Here is a 20504-nt window from a genome sequence, read left to right on the forward strand (position 1 = left end):
TTATTTTTGAATAAGATAACGAATGGTTGGACCATCTTGGATGATCTCTAAAACCGTATAGCCGTAGTTTTTTGCATCGTGAGGAATGTTGTTGATCGACTGAGGACAGTCGCTAATCACCTCTAAAATCTCGCCTTTTTTGAGTGTTGGTAACGCTTCAAGGGTCGCTATTGCTGGGTAAGGGCAAGGCTCGCCACGCATATCCAGTGAATAATTGGGTACGATAACTTCTTTCATAACGTGCTCCTTTATTGATGATTATTTTGGTATTGGCTTTTTTTAGCAAGGAAACGTCGTTCCCACCAAACCACAAATGCAAATGATGCCGCCATGAGCGCATAGTTCACATACAAACCACCATACGTTCCGAACATCTTAAGCATGTTGATCTTCTCATAACCATACACCAAGCTTGGCGCTAGGCTATCCCATGAAAGTGCTAACAGAAGAGAACCTAGAACATTACCGATGCCAACCCACCAAAAGTGAATTTGCCCTTCCATAGCTCTATACATCCAACCCGTCTCACAACCACCCGCGATCACGATACCAAAACCAAACATCAAACCACCGATGATGGCATTGGGTCCTGCCCACATGATTTTTGGCTCCATACCTGTTTGCACAAACGCAAAAACACCGATGGCACTCACCGCCATACCAATGATAATCGCTTTTGCAAGCAAACCACGTCCGGTGATCCACATATCACGAAACGCAGACGTAAAGCAAACTTGCGCCCGTTCGATACAAATACCAAAACCTAAACCAAAAAGCATCGCCATACCTAGTTTTGGTGCATCAAAGCTTCTCGTAATTGCTGTAATCGCAATCGCAAAAAAGAGCATACTCCCGATAATAAACTTGATCTTTGCACTTTGTTTGTTCTTCTCAAGAGGCGTCGCTTCGGTAACTTTTTTGAGTTTCAAAGGGATGCGAAAGAGAGAAAGCATCGAAACTTTAGCGCCTGCAAAACAGCCAATAGCTGTAGCAACAGCAAAAAACCACGCATGAAGGGAAAACTGAGGAATACCCGTAAAAAACGCCGCCAAGTTACATCCCATCGCCAAACGTGCACCAAAACCAGCGATGATGCCACCCAGCAATGCTTGGAAGATGCGAATACGGGTTGATGGCAAACGAAGCTTGACATTGTCCGCCCAAAGAGCTGCCGCGAGAGCACCCGCAAACATACCGATGATCATCACACCATCGATGCGATCCCAAGGTGTTCCTTTAAATCCAAGAATTTTAAGGTACGTCCACTCAGCAGGATTTGCGCCAAAAAGTTGAGCCAAGTGCCCACCCCAGCGCGTAAACTCACCCGTCACTGCCCAAAACGTTCCAAGCAAACCAAAATAATAGGTCGATAAAATCCCCAGAGCAATTACCGCAGGAATAGGCGACCAAAAGCGTACAAGATAGTGTTGTTTAAATTCACTCCACCATGACATAAAAACTCCTAATATAAAAAGTGAGTTTTGATTGTGAAGTACATAAGAAGGATTTAGCAAAAGCTAAAAGGAGCAACAAAAGAAGAGATTTTTGAGCATTATGTACTCTTGCGACCGCAAGCAAACCAAAAAAGAGACTTTATCAGAGTTTCTCTTAAAACTCGTTTTTCTGACGAAAAAAGTCGAAGTTAGAGGCTACTTACGCATGCCTCTAAAAAGCTGAGAAAAACGTGAACGTCTGCTTATCTCGGTAGGGAAACTAGGATCGCTTGCGTGTCTCACATCTTCGATGGAGTAAACCGCTTGAGGATTGTGCAGGGCAATCAACTCTCGAACACGGGTAATGTCGGAACGTTTAATGACCGTAAAAATGATATTTACAGCACCGTTGTTGCCCTCACCTTCCACGACCGTAACACTGTAACGAAGAGCGCGAAGGGCTGCGACCAATATATGCGAATCACGCTTGGTGATGATGCGTACAACCACCATACCGATGGCTAAACGACTCTCGATGAACATACCGATGTAATTTCCCAATGAAAAACCAACAGCATAGGCAATGTAATTTATAGGATTGGTAAGATTTGCCATAACTTTAGAAATGGCTAAAAGCCAAATACTGACTTCAAAAAAACCAAGAATGGGAGCCCAAAGTCTGAGTCCTTTGGAGACAAAAATGATGCGTAGTGTACCAATGCTGACATCGGTAATACGTGCAAGGGCAATCAAAACAGGAATACCGTACAAAGTAAACCACTCTTGTTGAAGCAACTCACTCATAGTTTCTCCTCATATTATTTCATTTTTTATTAGACTTCTTGCATAATGCATTGACAAAAGCCTATTATAACACCGCCACTTTAAAGCTGGCAAAAGCGTAAAATATGGGATTAATTAAGAAGTTACCTCATAATCCTATGATACTATTGTATCTGTAATAAAATATATTCTGTATAGAGAACTCCATGCTTGTAAAACTCTTTTTTCTTTCTCTTTTCCTGTTGAACACTGTGCATGCTAAAGAGTATATTTTTGCGATATACCCTTCCAACAACCCAACAAAAATCATACAAGCGGTAACGCCTTTAATGGAGTATCTAAGCGAGCAAAGTGGCGATACGTTTAAACTTATTGTCACCAAAGATTACGATGAACTCACACAGCGTATTGAAGAAAAAAGCGTTGATTTTGCATGGGTCAATAGCAAAAATTTTGTTTTACTCAAAGAAAAAAAGCCCTCACTTCGTTACCTTGTCACCTACCTTGAAAACTCTAAAAGTGGTCAAATTACCCCTTATTATCGGTCGTTTATTATCGCACTGAAAGAGACAAACATCACCACGCTTGAAAATGCTAAAGGAAAACACTTTGCCTTCACCGATAAAGAGTCAACCTCAGGTTATGCTTATCCGATGATGATTTTTGAAGATCATCACCTCAATCCCTATACCTTTTTTCAAAAAGTTTTTTTTCTTAAAAAGCATGACAAAGTCATTGAAGCACTGATCAATCATTCTATTGATATTGGTGCAATATCCGATGGTACATACTACAGTGCTCGTGAAAAGTATGGTGACAAATTTAACATTCTTGCCTCCTCCGCACCCATTCCCCTTGATGCCATCGTCGCTTCTGAAAATGTTTCGATTGAAGAATCCCAACGCATCTCAAAACTTCTTGAAAATATTCCCAAAGATGCACCTTCCAACAAAGCTTTTGAAGAGCATCTAGGGTGGTTAAGTGCAGGCTTTGTGAAAAAAGATGAACACTTTTACGATACATTCAAAAAAACACTTAAAGTGCCTATCTATGAAACTTTACGATAAAATTCTACTCCTCACTACCCTGCAAATTGTTGCCATTTTTATTTTTGGCATTTATCAAATTCAATCACTCTACCTCACTCAAAAAAAGGCATTTGATCAAAAAAATCTCATCCAAATAGAGATGATTCAAAAGCGCTTTGAAGAAAAACTGATTGAGCTTCAAAAAACAGCTCATATCTTAATCAATTCGCAAGAAGTCATTACGGGAATTCTCAGTAATGACACCGATATGCTTTACAATTGGAGTAAACTCTTTCTCTCTTCGTCCATTGATAAAATTCATTTTATAGATTTAGATGGTACAGTGATCAGCCGAGGGGAAGCAGAATTTCGTTTCGCAGATGATATCTCCAAACAGTTTTACACACAACAAGCTCTTTTGAACAACACTTTTTTGGGTATAGATCGTGTCGATGGAGAAGAGTGTTTGGTCTATACTGAGCGCGTCAAACAGTATGGAGAAAAACCTATAGGTATCATCAGTGTGGCTTTGGTGATTGACCATGAATTTCTCTCCTCCTTGGTTGAAGGAACAACGATGAGCCTCGCCTATCAATCAGAGCATCAAAGCATCTCAACCGCCAAAGAGAGAACGCTCATCAACGCCTCTTCATTATCGTTGATGTTGCAATCAGGAAGCATCAACGATGCAACCTTTAGCATCGGCTTAACCTCAGAGAAAGAACTTCTTGCACTCAAAGAAGCCCGTACCAATTTTTTTCTTGGCATTGCACTTGCGTTGATTGTTCTTGTGATTGCTTTACATTTTACGCTGCTAAAATACCTCAAAGAGTATGAAACATTGGCGCAAGTTTTGATTGATTTTTATGAAGATCGCCTTGATATAAAAGATGTCATTGGCAAAATAAAACTCTCCATACACAAGCAACCGACCACAGAAATCAAAAAAATTGCCGAAGCACTTTTTAATATGAGTCAAAAAGTCTCAGACACCCAAAATGCACTCGAGCTTTTAAGCAGTACCGATCAACTTACAGCCCTTGCCAACAGACGTAAATTGGAAGAGTATTTGGAACAAAAACTCAAAGAAAGTAACAGAGGAAACTTTTTCTCAATTGTGATGCTCGATATTGATCGTTTTAAAGTCATTAATGACACCTATGGCCACGAGATAGGTGACCACGTTTTAATTCATACAGCAAACCTTATGCAATCGGTGATTCGAGAGAGTGATATGTTAGGGCGTTGGGGTGGTGAAGAGTTTTTACTGATTTTACCTCAAACGAATTTAGAAGGTGCGTTGGTTATGGCAGAACAGTTGCGCTCAAAAATTTATCATTACCAATTTGAGCACTACCCACAACGTGTTACGATGTGTTTAGGAGTTGCAGAATACCGCGTTAACGATACGCCTAATAGCATTCTAAGACGTGCAGATCACGCACTCTATCGTGCTAAAAACAATGGTCGAAACAAGGTTGAATATGAAAATTAAACGCCTTTTATCAACCCTTTTATTACTTTGTATTTCACTGTTTGCCAATGAAAAAATTGTTTTTGGTGTCAATCCCTATAAAAGTCTTACCGAACTGCACATGATTCATGCTGAACTCATTGCGTATCTCGAAAAAGAGCTTGATAAAGAGATTGTTTTCGTGGTATCCAAAGATTACAATCACCTCTTAACACTGATAGAAGAAGGGCATATTGATATTGCTTCGCTTTCTCCAAAGCTTTTTGCCACCTCCCGACAAAAAGGGATGCAAACACATTACTTAGCAACATTCAAAATCAATGATGACCAAGAGCATGCAAGATGTACCTATCATAGTTTGATCGTCACACACAAAGAGAGTTCCATCCAAACGATGAGCGATTTAAAGCACAGAAGCTTTGGATTTACCGATACACAATCAACATCAGGCTACTTTTACCCTCGCCTTTTGATGCGCCAAAATGGCATTGATCCCCAAAAAGATCTTGGAAAAGTGTATATGTTGAAAAAGCACTCTAAGATTATTGAAGCTATCTTGGAAAAGTCAATCGATGCAGGGGCATTTTACGAGGGCACGTATATGACACTTGCAAAAGAGAAGCAAGAGAAAATTCGCATTCTCGCTACCTCGGAAGAGATACCTTACGATGCGATGGTCGCATCCAAACGACTCGATAAAGCATTGGTATCAAAAATTCACGATCTTCTTTTGAAGTTTCATTCTACCCAATCAAAGCCTTCTAGCATTGCGGGATTTGGGGAAAAACCTCTTTTTCTTTACGATAAACTCAACCAATTGGAATGATTTTATCTTTTTACATGTAAACGTGAAAATCTTAGAGAATGATCTCTTTCACACGCCCAACTTCACCGCTCTCTAAACGTACTTTGATGCCATGTGGATGATTGGATGAGTTTGTGAGTATATCTTTAACCACACCCTCTGTGAGCTTGCCACTACGTTGATCTTCTTTTAAAACAATTTGTACTTTAACACCTTTGTGGATGTTACTTCGACTCTGTCCTGCACTCATGTTTATCCTTTACATGTAATCGTTATATTATACCGTTTTCTTTACATGTAAAGCCTATGAGAGCTTGGCGCACAGCTCCAAAAAGGCTTCGCCATACCGCTCAAACTTCACTTCACCCACACCACTCACATCGAGCATTGCTTCTTTATCATGCGGCAATTTCTCCGCCATCTCTTTAAGTGTTTTATCACTAAAAACCACGTAAGGAGGGATGCCATTTTCTTTGGCGATCTCTGAACGAAGGGTGCGTAAACGCTCAAATGTGGAGAGCTCAAACGCTCCGCTAGCAACCTTACTCGCTTTTTTAGAAGCTTTTTTGCGCTCTTCTAAGCGCTTGGCATGAATGCTGACAGATAAACGCTCTCGAATCATCTGAGCGCCGTATTCACTCAAACTCACCACACGATATTCTCCTACTTTGAGTGCTTCAAGCTCCATGAGTCTGTCACCAATGGTTAGCCACTGGGTTTTCGTTTTATCTTTGCCGATGCCAAAAACAGAGAGACTTTGATGCCCATTTTGCTCTATCTTTTCGCTGTTTGCACCCATTAAAACATCGACCACATATTGCAGTCCAAAACGCTGCCCCGTTCGGTACACGCTCGATAGCAGTTTGAGTGCTTCATGCGAGATATCCACACTCTCTTTTTCGCCATCCACACAGTTATCGCAACGTGTTGTACACAGAGAAATCGTATCATCAAAATAAGTCGCAATCTGTTGGTGTCGACACACTTGAGATGCGGCAAACTTGGCGATAGCATCCAGTTTTTCATAGGCTACTTTTTGATACTCAGATGCAGGTTGCTCGCCGATGCGACGTTTATGTTCTACAATGTCGGACGTTGAGAAGAGAAGTAAGGTCGAAGACGGCAGTCCATCACGCCCTGCACGCCCTATCTCTTGGTAATAGTTCTCAATGGTCTTAGGCAGTGACATGTGCACTACAAAACGGATATTGCTCTTATCGATGCCCATACCAAATGCTATGGTTGCCACAACAACTTGAATCTCATCGTTTAAAAATGCGCGAAAGGTCTCATTTTTCTCTTCAGTGGGAAGTCCGGCATGGTAAGCACGTGCGAGAATTTTGTGCGTTCCTAAAAACAGCGCTAAACTTTCGGTATCTTTTCGACTCAAGGTATAGATGATGCCACTCTCATTTTTAAATGCACTTAAAAAACCGAGAAGCTGATCGCGTCCATTGGCATTGCGATACTCTGCTTTGATCGTTAGATTGTCTCGTTCCACTTTCGCACGAATGATTAAAGGATTGACAAGACTTAACTGATGAAGAATGTCATGCTCAACGATTTTCGTCGCCGTAGCCGTAAAAGCCGCAATGGGAGTATTGGGAAAGTAGTGTTTGAGGCGAAACAGTTGTCGGTAATCTTCTCTAAATTCATGCCCCCACTCACTCACACAATGCGCCTCATCGATGACAAAAAAATTGATGGAAAGGGTTTGTAAGAAGTTTAAAAACGACTCACCTTTTAAGCGCTCAGGTGCGACATATAAAAGTTTAAGCTCACCATTTCGGCACGCTTGCATCGTCTCTTGTATCTCGGAAGGTGACTGCATCGAAGAGATCATGGAAGCTTTAATGCCAAAGGCAGAGAGTGCGGTGATTTGGTCGTGCATCAAGGCTAAAAGAGGCGAGATCACCACGCTCATGCCTTCCATCACTAAGGATGGAAGCTGATAACAGAGTGACTTTCCAGCCCCAGTAGGTAAGATCATCATAATGTCTCTGCGCTCTAAAATCGCATTGACTGCCTCTTCTTGATTGGCTCTAAAATGGTGGTGTCCAAAGACACTTTGGAGAATTTGGTATTTTTTATCCACCTACAGTTCTATCTCGTCTTTATCTTTTCCATCGCTCTCAAACCACTCATCTTCTATGAAATCATTTTCAACGATTTGTGTAACATTACGCTTCATATAGCGACCTGATGCGGTGACGGCTATTTCGCCATTAGGAAGTATAAGCTCACCTGTGCCTTCAAAAATACGCCCTTTATCGCTCGTCATACGTCCCACGACTTTGAGTTCAACATCCAAAGGAACGGGCTTTTTATATTTTAAATTCAGCTCTATCGTCACACCAAAGCTCTCTTTCCCATAATACGCCATAATCGCCCGACCGATCGTCTCATCGAGAATCGTCGCGGAAATGCCACCATGTAAAATACCAGGGTAACTTTGAAGGTAGGTATGGGGCGTAAAATACGCCACAACCTCTTTGTTTTCAAGCTCGTAAAATTTGGTTTTCAAACCACAAGGATTTTCTACACCACACACCAAACAGTTTTTGGAAATGTGCTGTTTCCCCGTTACTTTAAATTTCACTCCCCTACTCCATGCACCTTTTCAAGTTCTTTGCGCACTTTGGAGTAAAGTTTGAGATCAACAATTTTATAGCTTTTTAAAAGCGCATCCAAAAGAGCGGCTTCAAGCTCGTTGTGATCTTCTTTATTTTCTGGAACAATTTTATCTTTGACCGTACAGTTGTTATAAAAATCATAGACGTATTTCAAATCAACCTGATAATCTAAACGGTGTGTCAATTCATTTTTAAGTTTTCTCGTCTCATTCATAATGACAAACTCTTGCTCGTTGATAACCTTTAACGCTCTCAACTCTTCCAGCAATTTAAACTGTGTCATGCTACGAGAAGTACCAGGGATGAGCACTTCTGCGACAAATTCATAGTACGCTTCGACTGCCAATACCATCACATAAAGGTTCTTCCCGATTGGGTTTTCCTCTTTCTCAATAAACTCTTTAAAATAGTGCAATTTTTGCATTTCAACCATCATGTATTCGCCTTTTACTTATTTTACTTTACAATTTTTAGCACCAACACCACACGATGTTTTAGCCGCTTTTTTAGCTTTTGATGCTTTGATCTCTTCGCGTTTTTTACGAAGACTCATTGGTTTTCTATTGGCTTTATCACGATCAATCTTCGCTTTGATCGTATGTTTCTTTGACTCTTTATCAACCCACTCTTTAGTCTCAAAACCGGGATAGAACTCTGTTTTAAGCGTGTATTTTAAGATCTTCTCAATCTCTTTTAACCTTAATTTTTCTTCTTGGCAGACAAACGAAATCGCCCGTCCCTCTTTACCAGCACGACCCGTACGTCCTGCTCGGTGTAGGTAATCTTCCGCATCGCCTGGGAGTTCATAGTTAATGACATGAGGTAAATCTTCGATGTCAAGACCACGAGAAGCAATGTCTGTTGCTACAAGCACACGAATGGAATTTTCTTTAAATGCCGCAACCGCCTTGGTGCGTTGTGAGTGTGCTTTGTCACCATGCAATACCAATGTTTTTAAGCCACTTTTACTGAGGTAATCGCCCACTTCATCGGCACTCTGTTTCGTTTTGGTAAAGACCAAAACTTGATGCCAGTTTTCAGTACCGATCATGAAAGAAAGCATCTCGCATTTGCGTTCTTTGTCCACCACGTAAATGGTTTGTTGTACATTCTTGGCAAATTCACCTTGGTTGTTAATAGCCACAGTGATGGGCTTTTTCAGACTCACTTCGGAAAGGCGTTTGACCGACTTTGAAACACCCACGGAGAAAAGAAGGGTTTGACGTTTTTTAGGTAAAAGTGAAAGCAATGTCTCAACCTCATCCCAAAATCCCATATCGAGGATTCTATCGGCTTCATCGAAGACAAGCATCTCCACACGAGAGAGATCAACATTGTCCAGTTTGATATGCTCAAGAAGCCTTCCAGGTGTGGCGATAAGAACATCAATGCCCTTTTCTAACCTCTTCACTTGCGGTGTAAACTTCACACCACCGTAAATCGCCCCAATATTTAACTCAAGGTTTTTACCATACTCTTGCACGTTCATATTAACTTGCGATGCCAACTCACGAGTCGGCACTAAAATAAGCGCACGAACGACTTTTTTCGTGGTTGATTTTTGTGTTTTTTTGCTCAAAATTTGTAAGAGTGGAAGTGCATACGCAGCCGTCTTTCCCGTGCCCGTTTGTGCCGTTGCCATAACATCTTTACCCTCTAATACCAAAGGGATGACCTTTGTCTGCACAGGCGTTGGTTTTGTGTACCCAAGTTCAGTTACTGCTTCTTGTATTGGTGCAATCAAGCCTAGCTTTTCAAATAACATCTCTATCCTTTATTTATCTTAATGACACGATTGTATCTAAGTTTTATTTAAAGAATCGAACTGCCCTTGTTTAAGGCATCTGAATGCTAAAGCTATTGCTGCCTTTACATGTAAAAGATTTATTGCCAAATTTCATTAAAGTAGCCTGTCCCCTTTATTTTCATTTTGCTATTCCTTGATTAGTTTGTTGTTTATATGGATTAGGAATGATTTTTTGTTTAAAATCATCTTCAAATATCGCTCCATAACTTGTCCCTTTATTGTGTCCAAACATAGACCAAGCTATATTGAAGAACCAACCACCCCAAAAGGTTATTTCTCTATTTTTGCCAAGAATCTCTTGTGTTTTTGTGTCTTTCATGGTTCTTGTATCTATTGTAATTGAAAGAGGAAGCAAAGTGATCCAACTCATAGATGCACTATATTGACTCTTAGGCACTTTGATTACATTTTCCAAGTGGTACTGCGCGATAAGCTCGTCGGCATTGGTGCATGATTTTTTGTAGTTTTCATGCTCTTTTGGAAGGGTATTGTAGGTGTCGATGCAATAATTGAGATAGACTATTTTAAAACCATCTTTTGCACAAACACGATTTCCAACAGTGCCATCTTTTACTAAATTGGTACAAATACCTCTTTTTACAAGACTATTTTTTTCCAAATATTTATATTCTTCATCATTATAGGAATTATTAAATACATTCAATCCCTCATAAAACCAATACGCCCTTTGCTCTTCTACATTAGTAACTGTTTTATAGATATGCATACCACCGACACTAAAGCACAAAGCTTTATAAACGACATATCCTACAATATGGTCGCCTATAGGAAAAAGTACTAATAACCAAAAGAAAATAGCTTTTTTACGTTGGTTTTCGATTTCTTCGATAATACCTCTATTCACTAGAGGTACAACTATTGAATAATAGATAATAAGCGGTACAACTAAAATTATTAGCCCCATATTCTTTCCTTTACATGTAAAGCTAAAGTTTTAACGCATAATTCCCACCAAGAAAATAAGGGGTCAGGGCTAAACTTTTAACTTTCATTTATCAACTCCATCAATAAGCACAATGAAACTCATGTAAAACGTATTGAAAAACTATTCAACCCCTCTTTACATGTAAGCTCAAATCCAAACCCATGTTTTTGCACGATTTTTTTGACAATACTAAGCCCCAGTCCAAATCCTTCCACGCCTCTAGCATCATCACCTTGGGCAAACGGTTCGCAGTAATAATCCAAAGTGTGTTCGAGTGCTTCGCCTCTGCTTTTAACGCTAATCGTGTGCTCTTTTACTTCAATGACGATAGGCTTTTGAATGCCGTATTTTAGGGCATTATCGATTAAGTTTTTAAGCGCGATGGAGAGGTAATTGAGATCACCCTTGATTTCAAAACTCTCTTCGATGTGAAGCTCCACCAAGCTTTCATCATCAATCAGTGCGCGTGAAAGGGACTCTGAGATGAGTGTTTCGGCATCGAAACGCGTAAGGTTAAGTTGTTCCATATTGGCATTAAGCCTCTCAATATCTAAAAGCTCTTTGGTCAGTTCATCGATCTGCGAAATCGCTTTTTTAAGACTCTGCTGATACTTCCCCTCGCCTAGCATTTCCAAAGCAAGTTTGGATTTGGCAAGAGGCGTTCTTAGTTCATGTCCTATGTCACGAAGCAAGCGTTGACGTGAGAGAATAAGCGCTTCGATGTTGGAAGCCATCGCATTGAAGGTGTCTGAGAGCTTTCCAAGCTCGTTGGAACCAAAGCGTTTCATTCTTACATGTAAAGCACCTTCACCAAAGGTTTGAAGCGTTGAAGCGATCTGTTTGAGGGGAAAAATAAGCTTCATAATCATCAAAAAGGTAAGGACAAGCACAAAAATATCGGCAAAGATCAGATACGTCACTATGCCTTGCCCTAAAATGCTCTCATCTTGTCCCCTATCTCGCACCAGTAAACTTTCATCCAAATAACTCATCAGCAAAAAATACCTATCTTTTGGATCAATCAGAATTTTGATCTCCCCAAAAGAGGTGTTTTTTTCATACACTGTTTTTGAAAGTTCTAACACACTTTGCGGACTAGAAATCACTTCAAAATCTAAGGATTGAAGTCTCTTTGTCAGAGCATTTTGGTCATTATTGGCAAGGTCGCGAAAGAGGTCTGTTGAGGCTTGAAGGTACTTCTCTTTTAAAAGCATCTCAATTTTAGCTTGGGTCAGTTGGCTGGTTTCGCGCGAGACAAAGAGCATCAAAGAGAGGCTGACGATAAAGAGTAGAAAAAGTTTGGTAAAAATGGACATTCTAGCCTACCAACTTATAACCGATACCCCAAACCGATTTAATGTACTTGGGATTTTTGGGATCATCGCCTATTTTGGCGCGTAGGTTACTGATGTGCATATCAACCGTGCGATCTTTTGAGTTGTAACCGATGCCATTGATGGCGTTGAAAATCACCTCGCGAGAGAAAACTTTACCTTGATTGAAGAGTAAAAGAAGCAAGATGTCAAATTCGATTTTCGTCAAATCTAAAAGATAGCCTTCCAAAGAGACTTCCATCTTCGCTTCATCGATCTCAAAATCACCCACGCACTTTTTCGAGAGAGTATTTCTGCGTAAAAAGGAGTTGATTTTAAGCACCAATTCTCTGGGTTCATACGGCTTCGCGAGGTAGTCATCCGCGCCTACACCATAGCCTAAAATTTTATCGCTGAGTTCATTACGTGCGGAAGAGATAATAATATGCGCATCACTAAAAGAACGAATTTCCTTGCAAACATCAAAGCCATCCATCTGAGGTAACATAAGATCAAGAACGATGACTTTATATTGTGTGGGACTCTCTTTCAGATGAGAGAGCGCCTCTTTGGGTTTATCGTAAGCTTGAACCTCAAAGTCATAATTTTGAAGGTACTCACAAATGAGAGATTGCATCTCCAAATCATCCTCGATGAGTAAAATTTTCTCGCTCATTCGACTTCCCACTCTTCAAGGTTGCGTGCAAATTTTTTGCGTTGCTCTGGGGTTAAAAGGTTGTGCATTTGCACTAAAAAACGACTCTCGATTGTACTGGCTTTTTGGCTGATCGCTTGGTTGATTTTCTGCAAATCATCTTCATTTAAAACCTCACGCATCACTAAACTCTCTTTTTCATCTTCCATCTTCTCTTTAAACTCACGAAAGGCTTTAATGTCTATGCGAAACTGTTTAATAATGCCTTTTGCAATCTCTTTTTGCTCAGAGGTCAATTCCAAAGAAGAGAGATCTTTGCTAAGGTGATGCTCTTTTTTACCATCACCGGCATACAATGAAAATGCAAGTAAAAAGAGTAGTAGTAGTTTCATTTACAGCCTTTTAATGTCTCTATTGTTAAGTAAGCCATTTTCAATATTATCATGGCATGCCTTACAATTGGATGGTTTTCCGATTTCTTTTTGTGCAAAAACAGCTTTATCGATCTTTTTGTGGCGATTTTTCCAAAAAGGCGTTTCGGTGATAGCAAGATAAGTTTTCTCCTGTTTCAAGCTTGCTAGAATACGTAAAGAAGACTCTTTAGTGGAAGACTCTGCGCTGTTTTTCACTAAAAATTCCTTAATAGATTCGTTCGTTTTTACATCCAAAGAGGCATCGTCTCCAAAATGGTTTTCCAATGTGTCCATCATACTCACCCACGACTTTTGTGGCAGTAAAAAGGGAGGATAGAGTGTATGGCAACTGATACACTCTTTGTAAAACGCTCCATTCTCTTTGGTATAGTCCATTTTCGGGTTACCATCGGCGATCAAAAGACTATTGGGAGCAAATAGCATATAAATAAATGCAAAAATAGAAAAACCAAGCGCTAAAACACCAAATATTTTCTGCAACAGTGTAAGTTTCAAACCCTCTTCGTCGCCTAGCTTATAACCATCCACCATTGACTCTAAGGCACATGACTTATGCACAATTTTATCAACCAAAACACCGGCGATGTGCGCAAATATAACTGCCATTAGCGCGTTAGAGAAAAACTCATGTACCTCTTTGAAAAGCTTCATATCGCGAAAAAGCGTATGGTTCATAAAAGCAAACACGCCCATGCCCTCTTTCACACCGTACGTTAAAGCACCGGTGATAACGGCTAAAAAAGTCAAAACAATCATCGCGATAATGGCATAACTCGATGCTGGATTGTGTCCTATGTACTCTTTTTTGTTGCCAAAAATGGCGAGCATATATGCTTTAAGAGCCATCAAACTAAAATTAAAATCTTTAAATTGAGAATACTTCACATCCATAAAACCCCAAAGAATTCTAAAGAGGAAAAGCAGTGCGAGTGTGTATCCCAGCGCTACATGTAATGTAAGGAGTCGTTTGACTTCAGGTGTGAGAAAAACCGCCAGCATCATGACCATCAGCATGACATGGGAAACGCGTGTGTAAAGTCCCCAGACTAAGATTTTTTTCATTCCCATCTCCCGTAATTTGGAATTACAATAGCACGTTCACTGTAATTACCTTTATCTGCTGTGGTGTGGCACGCTAGACAATTAGCGATTGAATTCACCTCTTTTTGCTCAATGAATTTTGCAGGAATTTTGCGATGCTCTTTCATAAAATAAGGTGACTTTGTGATCTGCATAGAACTATTGTTAGCGGTTATTTTACCACTTCCTGCGTTGGTAACAAGATAGTTCAAAATCTGCTCACGCTCAACCTTGCCCAAAGAGGCGTCTGTACCAAAGTGATCACTGAGATTTCCCATTACCTTTTCCCACGAAGCTTTGTTAAGAAGGGCGGGTTGATAACCAAAATGGCAACTCGCACACTCTTTTTGGTACTGGGCATTATCAGCGGGTGCGACACTGCCTGCAAAGGCGAGGCTCAGTCCAAGTGCTGTGATTAAAAGTATCTTTTTCATGGTATATATCCTTATTGGTTAATAATGTACGTTAAAACATCACCTTTTTCAAGCGCACTTCCCTCACGCGCAAACACATCGTTAAAATTACGTCTTAGCCACTTTTCGACCTCAGCAACATCGGTAAGTCGAGCAGCATTTGCGGATGGTGCAAGGGCTGTGATAGGCTTGTTGGTATTGACATTTTGCCCACCGTTTTTGAGATTGGTTGAGTGACAGGTGGTACAACTCATCTCGCTTCCTTTTTTCCCCGTGTGTTTTGAAACAAAAATTGCCTCACCACGCTTGGCATCAAAGCCCGCAAAATTTGGATTTTGAGCTTTTGCTTCCGCGCTTAATTCGTTCATGTAGGTTTGCATAGGCTCATTAAACGCTTTGGCATTGAGTAGTGTCAGTGTCAGTAGTATAAAACAGAGTGTTTTTTTCATGGTTAACTCCTAAATTGATACTGAAATCTTAGGATAACAGTGTCAATTTAGGATTGACGTTTCCTTTACACTTTCTTTACATGTAAAGATTTAGAGAAGATCAGTTCGCGGCTCAAACGGTGAGATATTGTTTAAAAACAGAGGCCCATACGGTGTCTGCTTTTCGATGTCATAGTAACAATCAATCAGTGTTTTGTCGGAGACGATGGCTCCTTTAATGATACGAAGAATTTTTGCGGCATCGGTTCGAAGAATATGGTTTGGCGCTTGAGAAGCAGAAGTAAAATAGCGATGCATACGGTAAATCAGCTTTTTGTTTTGAATCTCAACGATAAGCGAGTCAATAGGCATTTTAAAAAACATAAAATTTTGTTTGACATTGATGGAGATGTACGCTGTATCCATCCCGTATACCTTTGTAGAATGCGAGTCAAAGAAATAGAGGCTTTTGTTGTAGTTGTCATAAAAGGTATCGTGCATCAGCTCTAAGATTTGTATCTTTTCATTTTTTGTGTAAAAATTACCTATACGTGAAAAAGAAAAACGCAAAAGTGATTCGATGGAGTACCACTCGGTTGATTCAAACGCATAATTAGAAATCTGATCATACCGCAATTTTTTAAGTTCAACCGCTTCGGCGGAAATAACCCGTTTATAGGGAGTTGGCACAACCTTATCTCTATACGCAGGCCCAGGAAACTGCGGATGAATCACAAAGCGATCTTGCGCCTCTTTATCTAAAATATACCGAAGCCCACCCTCATACCCTTGATCGATAATGCGTATCTCATCTTTAGGAATATGTTCCAACATATCTTCAAAATCAACCCCGTTACACTCACTTTCCCAAATGGTAGCAGGATAGCGAAAGAATTTTGAAATGGAGATTTTAACCTCAGCAGACGGCTCTTTGGTGACCAGCCTGTCGATCCATGCGGTCAAGGTCCTGCGGTCTTTGTTAATGATGGAAGCAAACTTAGAAATACTCAGTCCCGAACGGTTGTAAATAGCAACTATCTTATCGATGGCGTTATCGTACATTGAGCTCACCTTTTAGTACTTTTTTTATCCATTTTGTATGAAAATTGTACGAGTTTAGCATCTATGTCTAAAAATTGTTTTAAAAAATCAAAACTAGTACACTGAATTAAACCTTAAGTCGTTATATAATTGTTCAAAATTTGTACTATAGGAGATCCACGTGTCATCGAAGTATGAGTCAACCTACAAAGAATCCATTGAAAACCCAGAGAAATTTTGGGCACAAGCGGCGACGAAAGTCCATTGGTATCACCAATGGGATAAAGTCTTAGATGTAGTCGATAACCACTATAGATGGTTTGTTGGCGGGTGCATGAACAGCTGTTACAATGCGCTGGATTTGCACATAGATAACGGTAGAGGTGACCAACTTGCCATTATCTACGACTCACCTGTTACAGATACCAAAAAGACTTATACCTATAGAGAGCTTCGTCAAAGAGTCTCTAAAACCGCTTCCATTCTTGTGAACAAAGGTGTGGTAAAAGGGGATCGTGTTGTCATTTATATGCCGATGATTCCTGAAGCAGTCATCGCCATGCTCGCATGTGCACGTATTGGTGCTATTCACTCTGTTGTCTTTGGTGGATTTGCAGCGCACGAACTAGCCACTCGAATTGACGATGCCAAACCACGCGTCATCATCAGTGCCTCGTGCGGTATCGAAATCAGTAAGCTCATCAAATACAAACCTCTTTTGGATGAAGCGATCAAACAATCAACCCATAAACCAACCACCTGCCTTATCTGGCAACGTCCGCAAGAGAGAGCCAATATGCTTCCATGGCGTGACATTGACTGGGAAGTCGAAGAGGAAAAAGCAGGCTTGGTCGAGTGTGTCCCTGTGGATGCGACTGATCCTCTCTACATTCTTTACACTTCTGGAACAACGGGTAAGCCTAAAGGTGTTATCCGCTCCAATGGCGGTCACTCGGTTGCCATGAAATGGTCGATGGACAATGTTTATAACGCCAAACCGGGCGATGTCTTTTGGGCAGCCAGTGATGTGGGTTGGGTCGTAGGACACTCGTACATCGTCTATGGTCCACTCATGAATGGCTGTACCACCGTCGTTTATGAAGGAAAGCCTGTACGAACGCCAAATCCAGGAGCTTTTTGGAGAGTCTGCGATGAGTACAAAGTCAATATTCTTTTCGCAGCACCTACCGCATTTCGTGCGATCAAAAAAGAAGACAGCCAAGGCGAATGGGTTAAAAAATACGACCTCAGCTCCCTAAAAAGCATCTTTCTTGCGGGTGAACGCTGTGACAGCGATACGCTTGAATGGATCACTAAAATTACCAATAAACCAGCCATTGATCACTGGTGGCAAACCGAAACGGGTTGGGCAATTGCCGCCAATCCTATGGGACTTGATCCGATGCCTATAAAAGCGGGTTCTCCAACTAAGCCTATGCCAGGGTTTAACCTCAAAGTCCTCGATGAACAAGGTAAAGAGTGTAAACCAAACCAACTGGGCAACTTGGTACTCAAACTCCCTCTTCCGCCTTCATGCTTAATGAGTATTTGGTCGGATGACACACGCTATAAAAAATCTTACCTTAGCTTTTACCCAGGCTACTACCTCACAGGCGATAGCGGCTACATCGATGAAGATGGTTATGTGTGGGTTATGGGTAGGATGGATGGCGTTATCAACGTCGCAGGACACCGTCTCTCTACGGGTGAAATGGAAGAAGTCATCTCCAAACATCCCGATGTGGCTGAGTGTGCGGTTATCGGTGTGGATGATGAACTTAAAGGTGAAGTGCCGATGGCATTTGTCGTTTTAAAAGATGGCATCGAGCGCGATCATCGCTCCATTGCTGATGGTGTGGTGCAATTGGTACGTGAAGAGATCGGTGCGGTTGCGGCACTTAAACTGGCTACCGTGATCGAAAAACTTCCTAAAACACGTAGTGGTAAGATACTAAGAGCTACCATGCGTTCCATGGCGGATGGTAAAGAGTGGAGTGTTCCCTCCACCATTGAAGATGAAAGTGTACTACCTGAAATTCAAAAATCAATCGAAAAACTGGGATACCCAATCCCTAAAAAAGGAAAAAAATGAGTATGATCAGCGCAGGAGCTACTTTTAGAAAAGCGGTTAAAGAGAATCATCCGCTTCAAATCGTCGGTGTCATCAACGCCTACAGTGCGATGCAAGCAGAGCGTGTTGGTCATAAAGCCCTTTACCTCAGTGGTGCAGGCGTTGCAAATGCCAGCATCGGACTACCCGATCTTGGTATGACTAACCTAGAAGATGTCTGCATTGATGTTAGACGCATCACAAGCGCAAGCTCATTACCTCTACTAGTCGATGCGGACACGGGTTGGGGTGGAGCTTTTAACATCGCTCGCTCCATCAAAGAACTTACCCGTGCAGGTGCGGCGGCATGTCACATTGAAGACCAAGTGGCACAAAAACGTTGCGGTCATCGTCCCAATAAAGAACTTGTCAGCAAAGAAGAGATGTGTGATCGCATTAAAGCTGCAATGGATGGCAAAATTGATGATGAGTTTGTCGTTATGGCACGCACCGATGCTCATGCTATGGAAGGTCAACAAGCCGCCCTTGAACGTGCTCAGGCATACGTTGAAGCGGGTGCTGACATGATCTTTGCAGAAGCCATTCATACACTTGAAGAGTACAAACAATTTACCAAAATCATCAAAGTACCTGTGCTTGCCAACATCACCGAATTTGGTCAAACACCCTACTTTACATGTAAAGAGTTAGAGTCCGTTGGCATCTCTATGGTGCTCTACCCACTCTCAGGTTTTCGTGCGATGAATCAAGCAGCCTTAACCGTCTTTAAAGACATCTTGAAAAATGGCAGTCAGAAAAATTCGATCCCGCTCATGCAAACGCGTACAGAGCTTTACGACATGTTGAACTACCACGCTTTCGAAGAAAAAATAGACGCTCTGTTTACATGTAAAGATCAAAAATAATCGTTTACATGTAAACATTTCTGCCAACACCGTTGGCAAGCTTCAGTGCCCCAGTGGCTAACGTAGGTAAAGGAGCTTTGCTTCTTTACCGTGTGAGAATGAAAAGTATAAAGGATAAAAAATGGAAGCAAAAGAGAAGAAAAAAACGGGTGGACTCGCAGGTGTTGTTGCAGGTCGTTCTGCTATTTGTACCGTAGGAACGGGGCATGGGCTTAACTACCGAGGTTATGACATCTACGATCTTGCGCAAAATGCAACTTTTGAAGAGGTCTCTTACCTTTTAACCAAAGGCGTTTTACCAACGCAAAGTGAGCTTGAAACCTATAAAAAAGAACTTATAAAAGCACGTGCATTACCAGAAGCACTCAAAGTGGTTCTTCGCACACTGCCTAAAAATGCTCATCCGATGGATATTATGCGCACAGGCTGTTCAACACTGGGTTGTTTAGAGCCAGAAGCCGATGATTTTAGCGATCAAGATGCAAAAATTACGCGTTTGATGGGCATTTTCCCTTCCATCTTACTTTACTGGCATCATTACCACATCAATGGCAAAGAGATCGATACGAACAGTTCACAAGATACCATCGGTGGTTATTTCCTCGAAAAACTACACAACAAACAACCAAGCGAACTGTGGATCAAAGCGATGCATGTCTCATTGATTCTCTACGCAGAGCATGAGTTTAATGCCTCAACCTTTGCGGCACGCATTGGCGCTTCTACGCTCTCCGACATCTTCTCCGCAATTACAGGCGCTATTGGCGTCCTTAGAGGACCATTGCATGGAGGGGCGAATGAAGCGGCAATGGAGCTTATCTCAGAGTATAAAACTGCCTCTGAAGCGACAAAAGGTATTCATGCCAAACTGGAAGCAAAAGCAAAAATCATGGGCTTTGGTCACCGCGTTTACGTCAGCAACGACCCACGTAACATCGTTATCAAAGAGTGGTCACGTAAACTCGCAGACGATGTGGGCAATACAAACATTTTTCCCATTTCAGAAGCCATTGAAAAAGTAATGTGGGATGAGAAAAAACTCTTTCCAAATCTTGATTTTTACAGCGCTTCAACGTACCATTTTATGGGTATCCCCACAGCGTACTTTACGCCTATCTTTGTCATGAGCCGAACAGCAGGTTGGGCAGCACACGTGGTCGAACAACGCGGTGATAACAAACTCATTCGCCCAAATTCAGAGTACATAGGACCCGAGAACAGAGCCTATGTTGACATTAAAAACAGATAATTAAAG

The 20504-nt window shown here is 41.2% G+C and carries 22 protein-coding genes; 6 read left to right on the forward strand and 16 right to left on the reverse strand.

Going from position 1 to position 20504, the window contains the following annotated elements:
• The 3 genes from yedF to SAR02S_RS06805 form a co-directional block, all read right to left on the reverse strand.
• Positions 1-237, reverse strand: coding sequence for a sulfurtransferase-like selenium metabolism protein YedF (yedF, locus tag SAR02S_RS06795; protein ID WP_041958090.1), 237 nt, complete (start codon positions 235-237; stop codon positions 1-3).
• 11 nt (positions 238-248) lie between these two features.
• On the reverse strand, positions 249-1454 hold the full coding sequence (gene yedE / locus SAR02S_RS06800; protein ID WP_041958091.1) for a selenium metabolism membrane protein YedE/FdhT: 1206 nt from the start codon (positions 1452-1454) through the stop codon (positions 249-251).
• 195 nt (positions 1455-1649) lie between these two features.
• Positions 1650-2237, reverse strand: coding sequence for a DUF2179 domain-containing protein (locus tag SAR02S_RS06805; RefSeq protein ID WP_041958092.1), 588 nt, complete (start codon positions 2235-2237; stop codon positions 1650-1652).
• Positions 2238-2422: 185 nt separating this feature from the next.
• On the opposite strand from SAR02S_RS06805, the gene SAR02S_RS06810 reads away from it, so the two are divergent.
• From SAR02S_RS06810 to SAR02S_RS06820, 3 genes are read left to right on the forward strand one after another with little or no spacing between them, the layout of a single operon-like run.
• A complete protein-coding gene (locus SAR02S_RS06810; protein WP_041958094.1) occupies positions 2423-3283 on the forward strand; it encodes a phosphate/phosphite/phosphonate ABC transporter substrate-binding protein in 861 nt (286 codons plus the stop codon).
• Positions 3267-4739 carry a sensor domain-containing diguanylate cyclase gene (locus tag SAR02S_RS13215; protein ID WP_052433557.1) on the forward strand — a complete coding sequence of 491 codons (1473 nt, stop codon included), beginning with the start codon at positions 3267-3269 and terminating at the stop codon, positions 4737-4739. Before SAR02S_RS06810 ends, SAR02S_RS13215 begins: the two co-directional genes overlap by 17 nt.
• Positions 4729-5544, forward strand: a complete 816-nt coding sequence (locus SAR02S_RS06820; RefSeq protein WP_041958096.1) for a phosphate/phosphite/phosphonate ABC transporter substrate-binding protein — start codon at positions 4729-4731, stop codon at positions 5542-5544. The genes SAR02S_RS13215 and SAR02S_RS06820 overlap by 11 nt, the downstream gene beginning before the upstream one ends.
• A gap of 31 nt (positions 5545-5575) precedes the next feature.
• Here SAR02S_RS06820 and SAR02S_RS06825 read toward each other — a convergent pair whose 3' ends face one another.
• From SAR02S_RS06825 to SAR02S_RS06890, 13 genes are all read right to left on the reverse strand, one after another.
• Entirely contained in the window at positions 5576-5773 is a 198-nt protein-coding gene (locus tag SAR02S_RS06825) for a YwbE family protein (protein WP_041958098.1), read from the reverse strand.
• A 54-nt stretch (positions 5774-5827) separates the two neighbouring features.
• Positions 5828-7618 (reverse strand): DNA helicase RecQ, encoded by a 1791-nt coding sequence (gene recQ / locus SAR02S_RS06830; protein WP_041958100.1) that lies wholly within the window; start codon positions 7616-7618, stop codon positions 5828-5830.
• Positions 7619-8122: a PaaI family thioesterase gene (locus tag SAR02S_RS06835; protein WP_041958102.1), complete on the reverse strand. Its 504-nt coding sequence runs from the start codon at positions 8120-8122 to the stop codon at positions 7619-7621.
• The gene (locus SAR02S_RS06840) at positions 8119-8592 is read right to left on the reverse strand and encodes a hypothetical protein (RefSeq protein WP_041958103.1); all 474 of its coding nucleotides are present in this window, start codon (positions 8590-8592) and stop codon (positions 8119-8121) included. The genes SAR02S_RS06835 and SAR02S_RS06840 overlap by 4 nt, the downstream gene beginning before the upstream one ends.
• Before the next feature lie 15 nt (positions 8593-8607).
• Positions 8608-9921: a DEAD/DEAH box helicase gene (locus SAR02S_RS06845; protein WP_041958105.1), complete on the reverse strand. Its 1314-nt coding sequence runs from the start codon at positions 9919-9921 to the stop codon at positions 8608-8610.
• 160 nt (positions 9922-10081) lie between these two features.
• The gene (locus tag SAR02S_RS06850) at positions 10082-10888 is read right to left on the reverse strand and encodes a hypothetical protein (RefSeq protein WP_041958107.1); all 807 of its coding nucleotides are present in this window, start codon (positions 10886-10888) and stop codon (positions 10082-10084) included.
• A 119-nt stretch (positions 10889-11007) separates the two neighbouring features.
• Positions 11008-12225 carry an ArsS family sensor histidine kinase gene (locus tag SAR02S_RS06855; RefSeq protein WP_041958109.1) on the reverse strand — a complete coding sequence of 406 codons (1218 nt, stop codon included), beginning with the start codon at positions 12223-12225 and terminating at the stop codon, positions 11008-11010.
• A 1-nt stretch (position 12226) separates the two neighbouring features.
• A complete protein-coding gene (locus tag SAR02S_RS06860; protein WP_041958111.1) occupies positions 12227-12898 on the reverse strand; it encodes a response regulator transcription factor in 672 nt (223 codons plus the stop codon).
• A complete protein-coding gene (locus SAR02S_RS06865; protein ID WP_041958112.1) occupies positions 12895-13269 on the reverse strand; it encodes a Spy/CpxP family protein refolding chaperone in 375 nt (124 codons plus the stop codon). The genes SAR02S_RS06860 and SAR02S_RS06865 overlap by 4 nt, the downstream gene beginning before the upstream one ends.
• Positions 13270-14373 carry a cytochrome b/b6 domain-containing protein gene (locus tag SAR02S_RS13365; protein ID WP_198133090.1) on the reverse strand — a complete coding sequence of 368 codons (1104 nt, stop codon included), beginning with the start codon at positions 14371-14373 and terminating at the stop codon, positions 13270-13272. It lies immediately after the preceding gene.
• Positions 14370-14825 carry a diheme cytochrome c gene (locus SAR02S_RS06880; RefSeq protein ID WP_041958114.1) on the reverse strand — a complete coding sequence of 152 codons (456 nt, stop codon included), beginning with the start codon at positions 14823-14825 and terminating at the stop codon, positions 14370-14372. Before SAR02S_RS06880 ends, SAR02S_RS13365 begins: the two co-directional genes overlap by 4 nt.
• An 11-nt stretch (positions 14826-14836) precedes the next feature.
• Positions 14837-15253 carry a DUF1924 domain-containing protein gene (locus tag SAR02S_RS06885; RefSeq protein ID WP_041958116.1) on the reverse strand — a complete coding sequence of 139 codons (417 nt, stop codon included), beginning with the start codon at positions 15251-15253 and terminating at the stop codon, positions 14837-14839.
• A gap of 90 nt (positions 15254-15343) precedes the next feature.
• On the reverse strand, positions 15344-16294 hold the full coding sequence (locus tag SAR02S_RS06890; RefSeq protein ID WP_041958118.1) for a hypothetical protein: 951 nt from the start codon (positions 16292-16294) through the stop codon (positions 15344-15346).
• 160 nt (positions 16295-16454) lie between these two features.
• On the opposite strand from SAR02S_RS06890, the gene SAR02S_RS06895 reads away from it, so the two are divergent.
• From SAR02S_RS06895 to prpC, 3 genes are all read left to right on the forward strand, one after another.
• Positions 16455-18365: a propionyl-CoA synthetase gene (locus tag SAR02S_RS06895; protein ID WP_041958120.1), complete on the forward strand. Its 1911-nt coding sequence runs from the start codon at positions 16455-16457 to the stop codon at positions 18363-18365.
• A gap of 5 nt (positions 18366-18370) precedes the next feature.
• Positions 18371-19249 carry a methylisocitrate lyase gene (prpB, locus tag SAR02S_RS06900; RefSeq protein WP_304951736.1) on the forward strand — a complete coding sequence of 293 codons (879 nt, stop codon included), beginning with the start codon at positions 18371-18373 and terminating at the stop codon, positions 19247-19249.
• A gap of 121 nt (positions 19250-19370) precedes the next feature.
• Entirely contained in the window at positions 19371-20498 is a 1128-nt protein-coding gene (prpC, locus tag SAR02S_RS06905; RefSeq protein WP_041958122.1) for a bifunctional 2-methylcitrate synthase/citrate synthase, read from the forward strand.
• The last annotated feature ends 6 nt before the right edge of the window (positions 20499-20504 follow it).

This window comes from Sulfurospirillum arsenophilum NBRC 109478 (assembly GCF_000813345.1).
In the GTDB taxonomy this organism is placed as follows: Bacteria; Campylobacterota; Campylobacteria; order Campylobacterales; family Sulfurospirillaceae; genus Sulfurospirillum; species Sulfurospirillum arsenophilum.

Coding starts and splice junctions, on each gene's coding strand:
- yedF (WP_041958090.1), bottom strand. CDS start 237: ATGAAAGAAGTTATCGTACCCAATTATTCACTGGATATGCGTGGCGAG.
- yedE (WP_041958091.1), bottom strand. CDS start 1,454: ATGTCATGGTGGAGTGAATTTAAACAACACTATCTTGTACGCTTTTGG.
- SAR02S_RS06805 (WP_041958092.1), bottom strand. CDS start 2,237: ATGAGTGAGTTGCTTCAACAAGAGTGGTTTACTTTGTACGGTATTCCT.
- SAR02S_RS06810 (WP_041958094.1), top strand. CDS start 2,423: ATGCTTGTAAAACTCTTTTTTCTTTCTCTTTTCCTGTTGAACACTGTG.
- SAR02S_RS13215 (WP_052433557.1), top strand. CDS start 3,267: ATGAAACTTTACGATAAAATTCTACTCCTCACTACCCTGCAAATTGTT.
- SAR02S_RS06820 (WP_041958096.1), top strand. CDS start 4,729: ATGAAAATTAAACGCCTTTTATCAACCCTTTTATTACTTTGTATTTCA.
- SAR02S_RS06825 (WP_041958098.1), bottom strand. CDS start 5,773: ATGAGTGCAGGACAGAGTCGAAGTAACATCCACAAAGGTGTTAAAGTA.
- SAR02S_RS06840 (WP_041958103.1), bottom strand. CDS start 8,592: ATGATGGTTGAAATGCAAAAATTGCACTATTTTAAAGAGTTTATTGAG.
- SAR02S_RS06845 (WP_041958105.1), bottom strand. CDS start 9,921: ATGTTATTTGAAAAGCTAGGCTTGATTGCACCAATACAAGAAGCAGTA.
- SAR02S_RS06850 (WP_041958107.1), bottom strand. CDS start 10,888: ATGGGGCTAATAATTTTAGTTGTACCGCTTATTATCTATTATTCAATA.
- SAR02S_RS06855 (WP_041958109.1), bottom strand. CDS start 12,225: ATGTCCATTTTTACCAAACTTTTTCTACTCTTTATCGTCAGCCTCTCT.
- SAR02S_RS06860 (WP_041958111.1), bottom strand. CDS start 12,898: ATGAGCGAGAAAATTTTACTCATCGAGGATGATTTGGAGATGCAATCT.
- SAR02S_RS06865 (WP_041958112.1), bottom strand. CDS start 13,269: ATGAAACTACTACTACTCTTTTTACTTGCATTTTCATTGTATGCCGGT.
- SAR02S_RS13365 (WP_198133090.1), bottom strand. CDS start 14,373: ATGAAAAAAATCTTAGTCTGGGGACTTTACACACGCGTTTCCCATGTC.
- SAR02S_RS06880 (WP_041958114.1), bottom strand. CDS start 14,825: ATGAAAAAGATACTTTTAATCACAGCACTTGGACTGAGCCTCGCCTTT.
- SAR02S_RS06885 (WP_041958116.1), bottom strand. CDS start 15,253: ATGAAAAAAACACTCTGTTTTATACTACTGACACTGACACTACTCAAT.
- SAR02S_RS06890 (WP_041958118.1), bottom strand. CDS start 16,294: ATGTACGATAACGCCATCGATAAGATAGTTGCTATTTACAACCGTTCG.
- prpC (WP_041958122.1), top strand. CDS start 19,371: ATGGAAGCAAAAGAGAAGAAAAAAACGGGTGGACTCGCAGGTGTTGTT.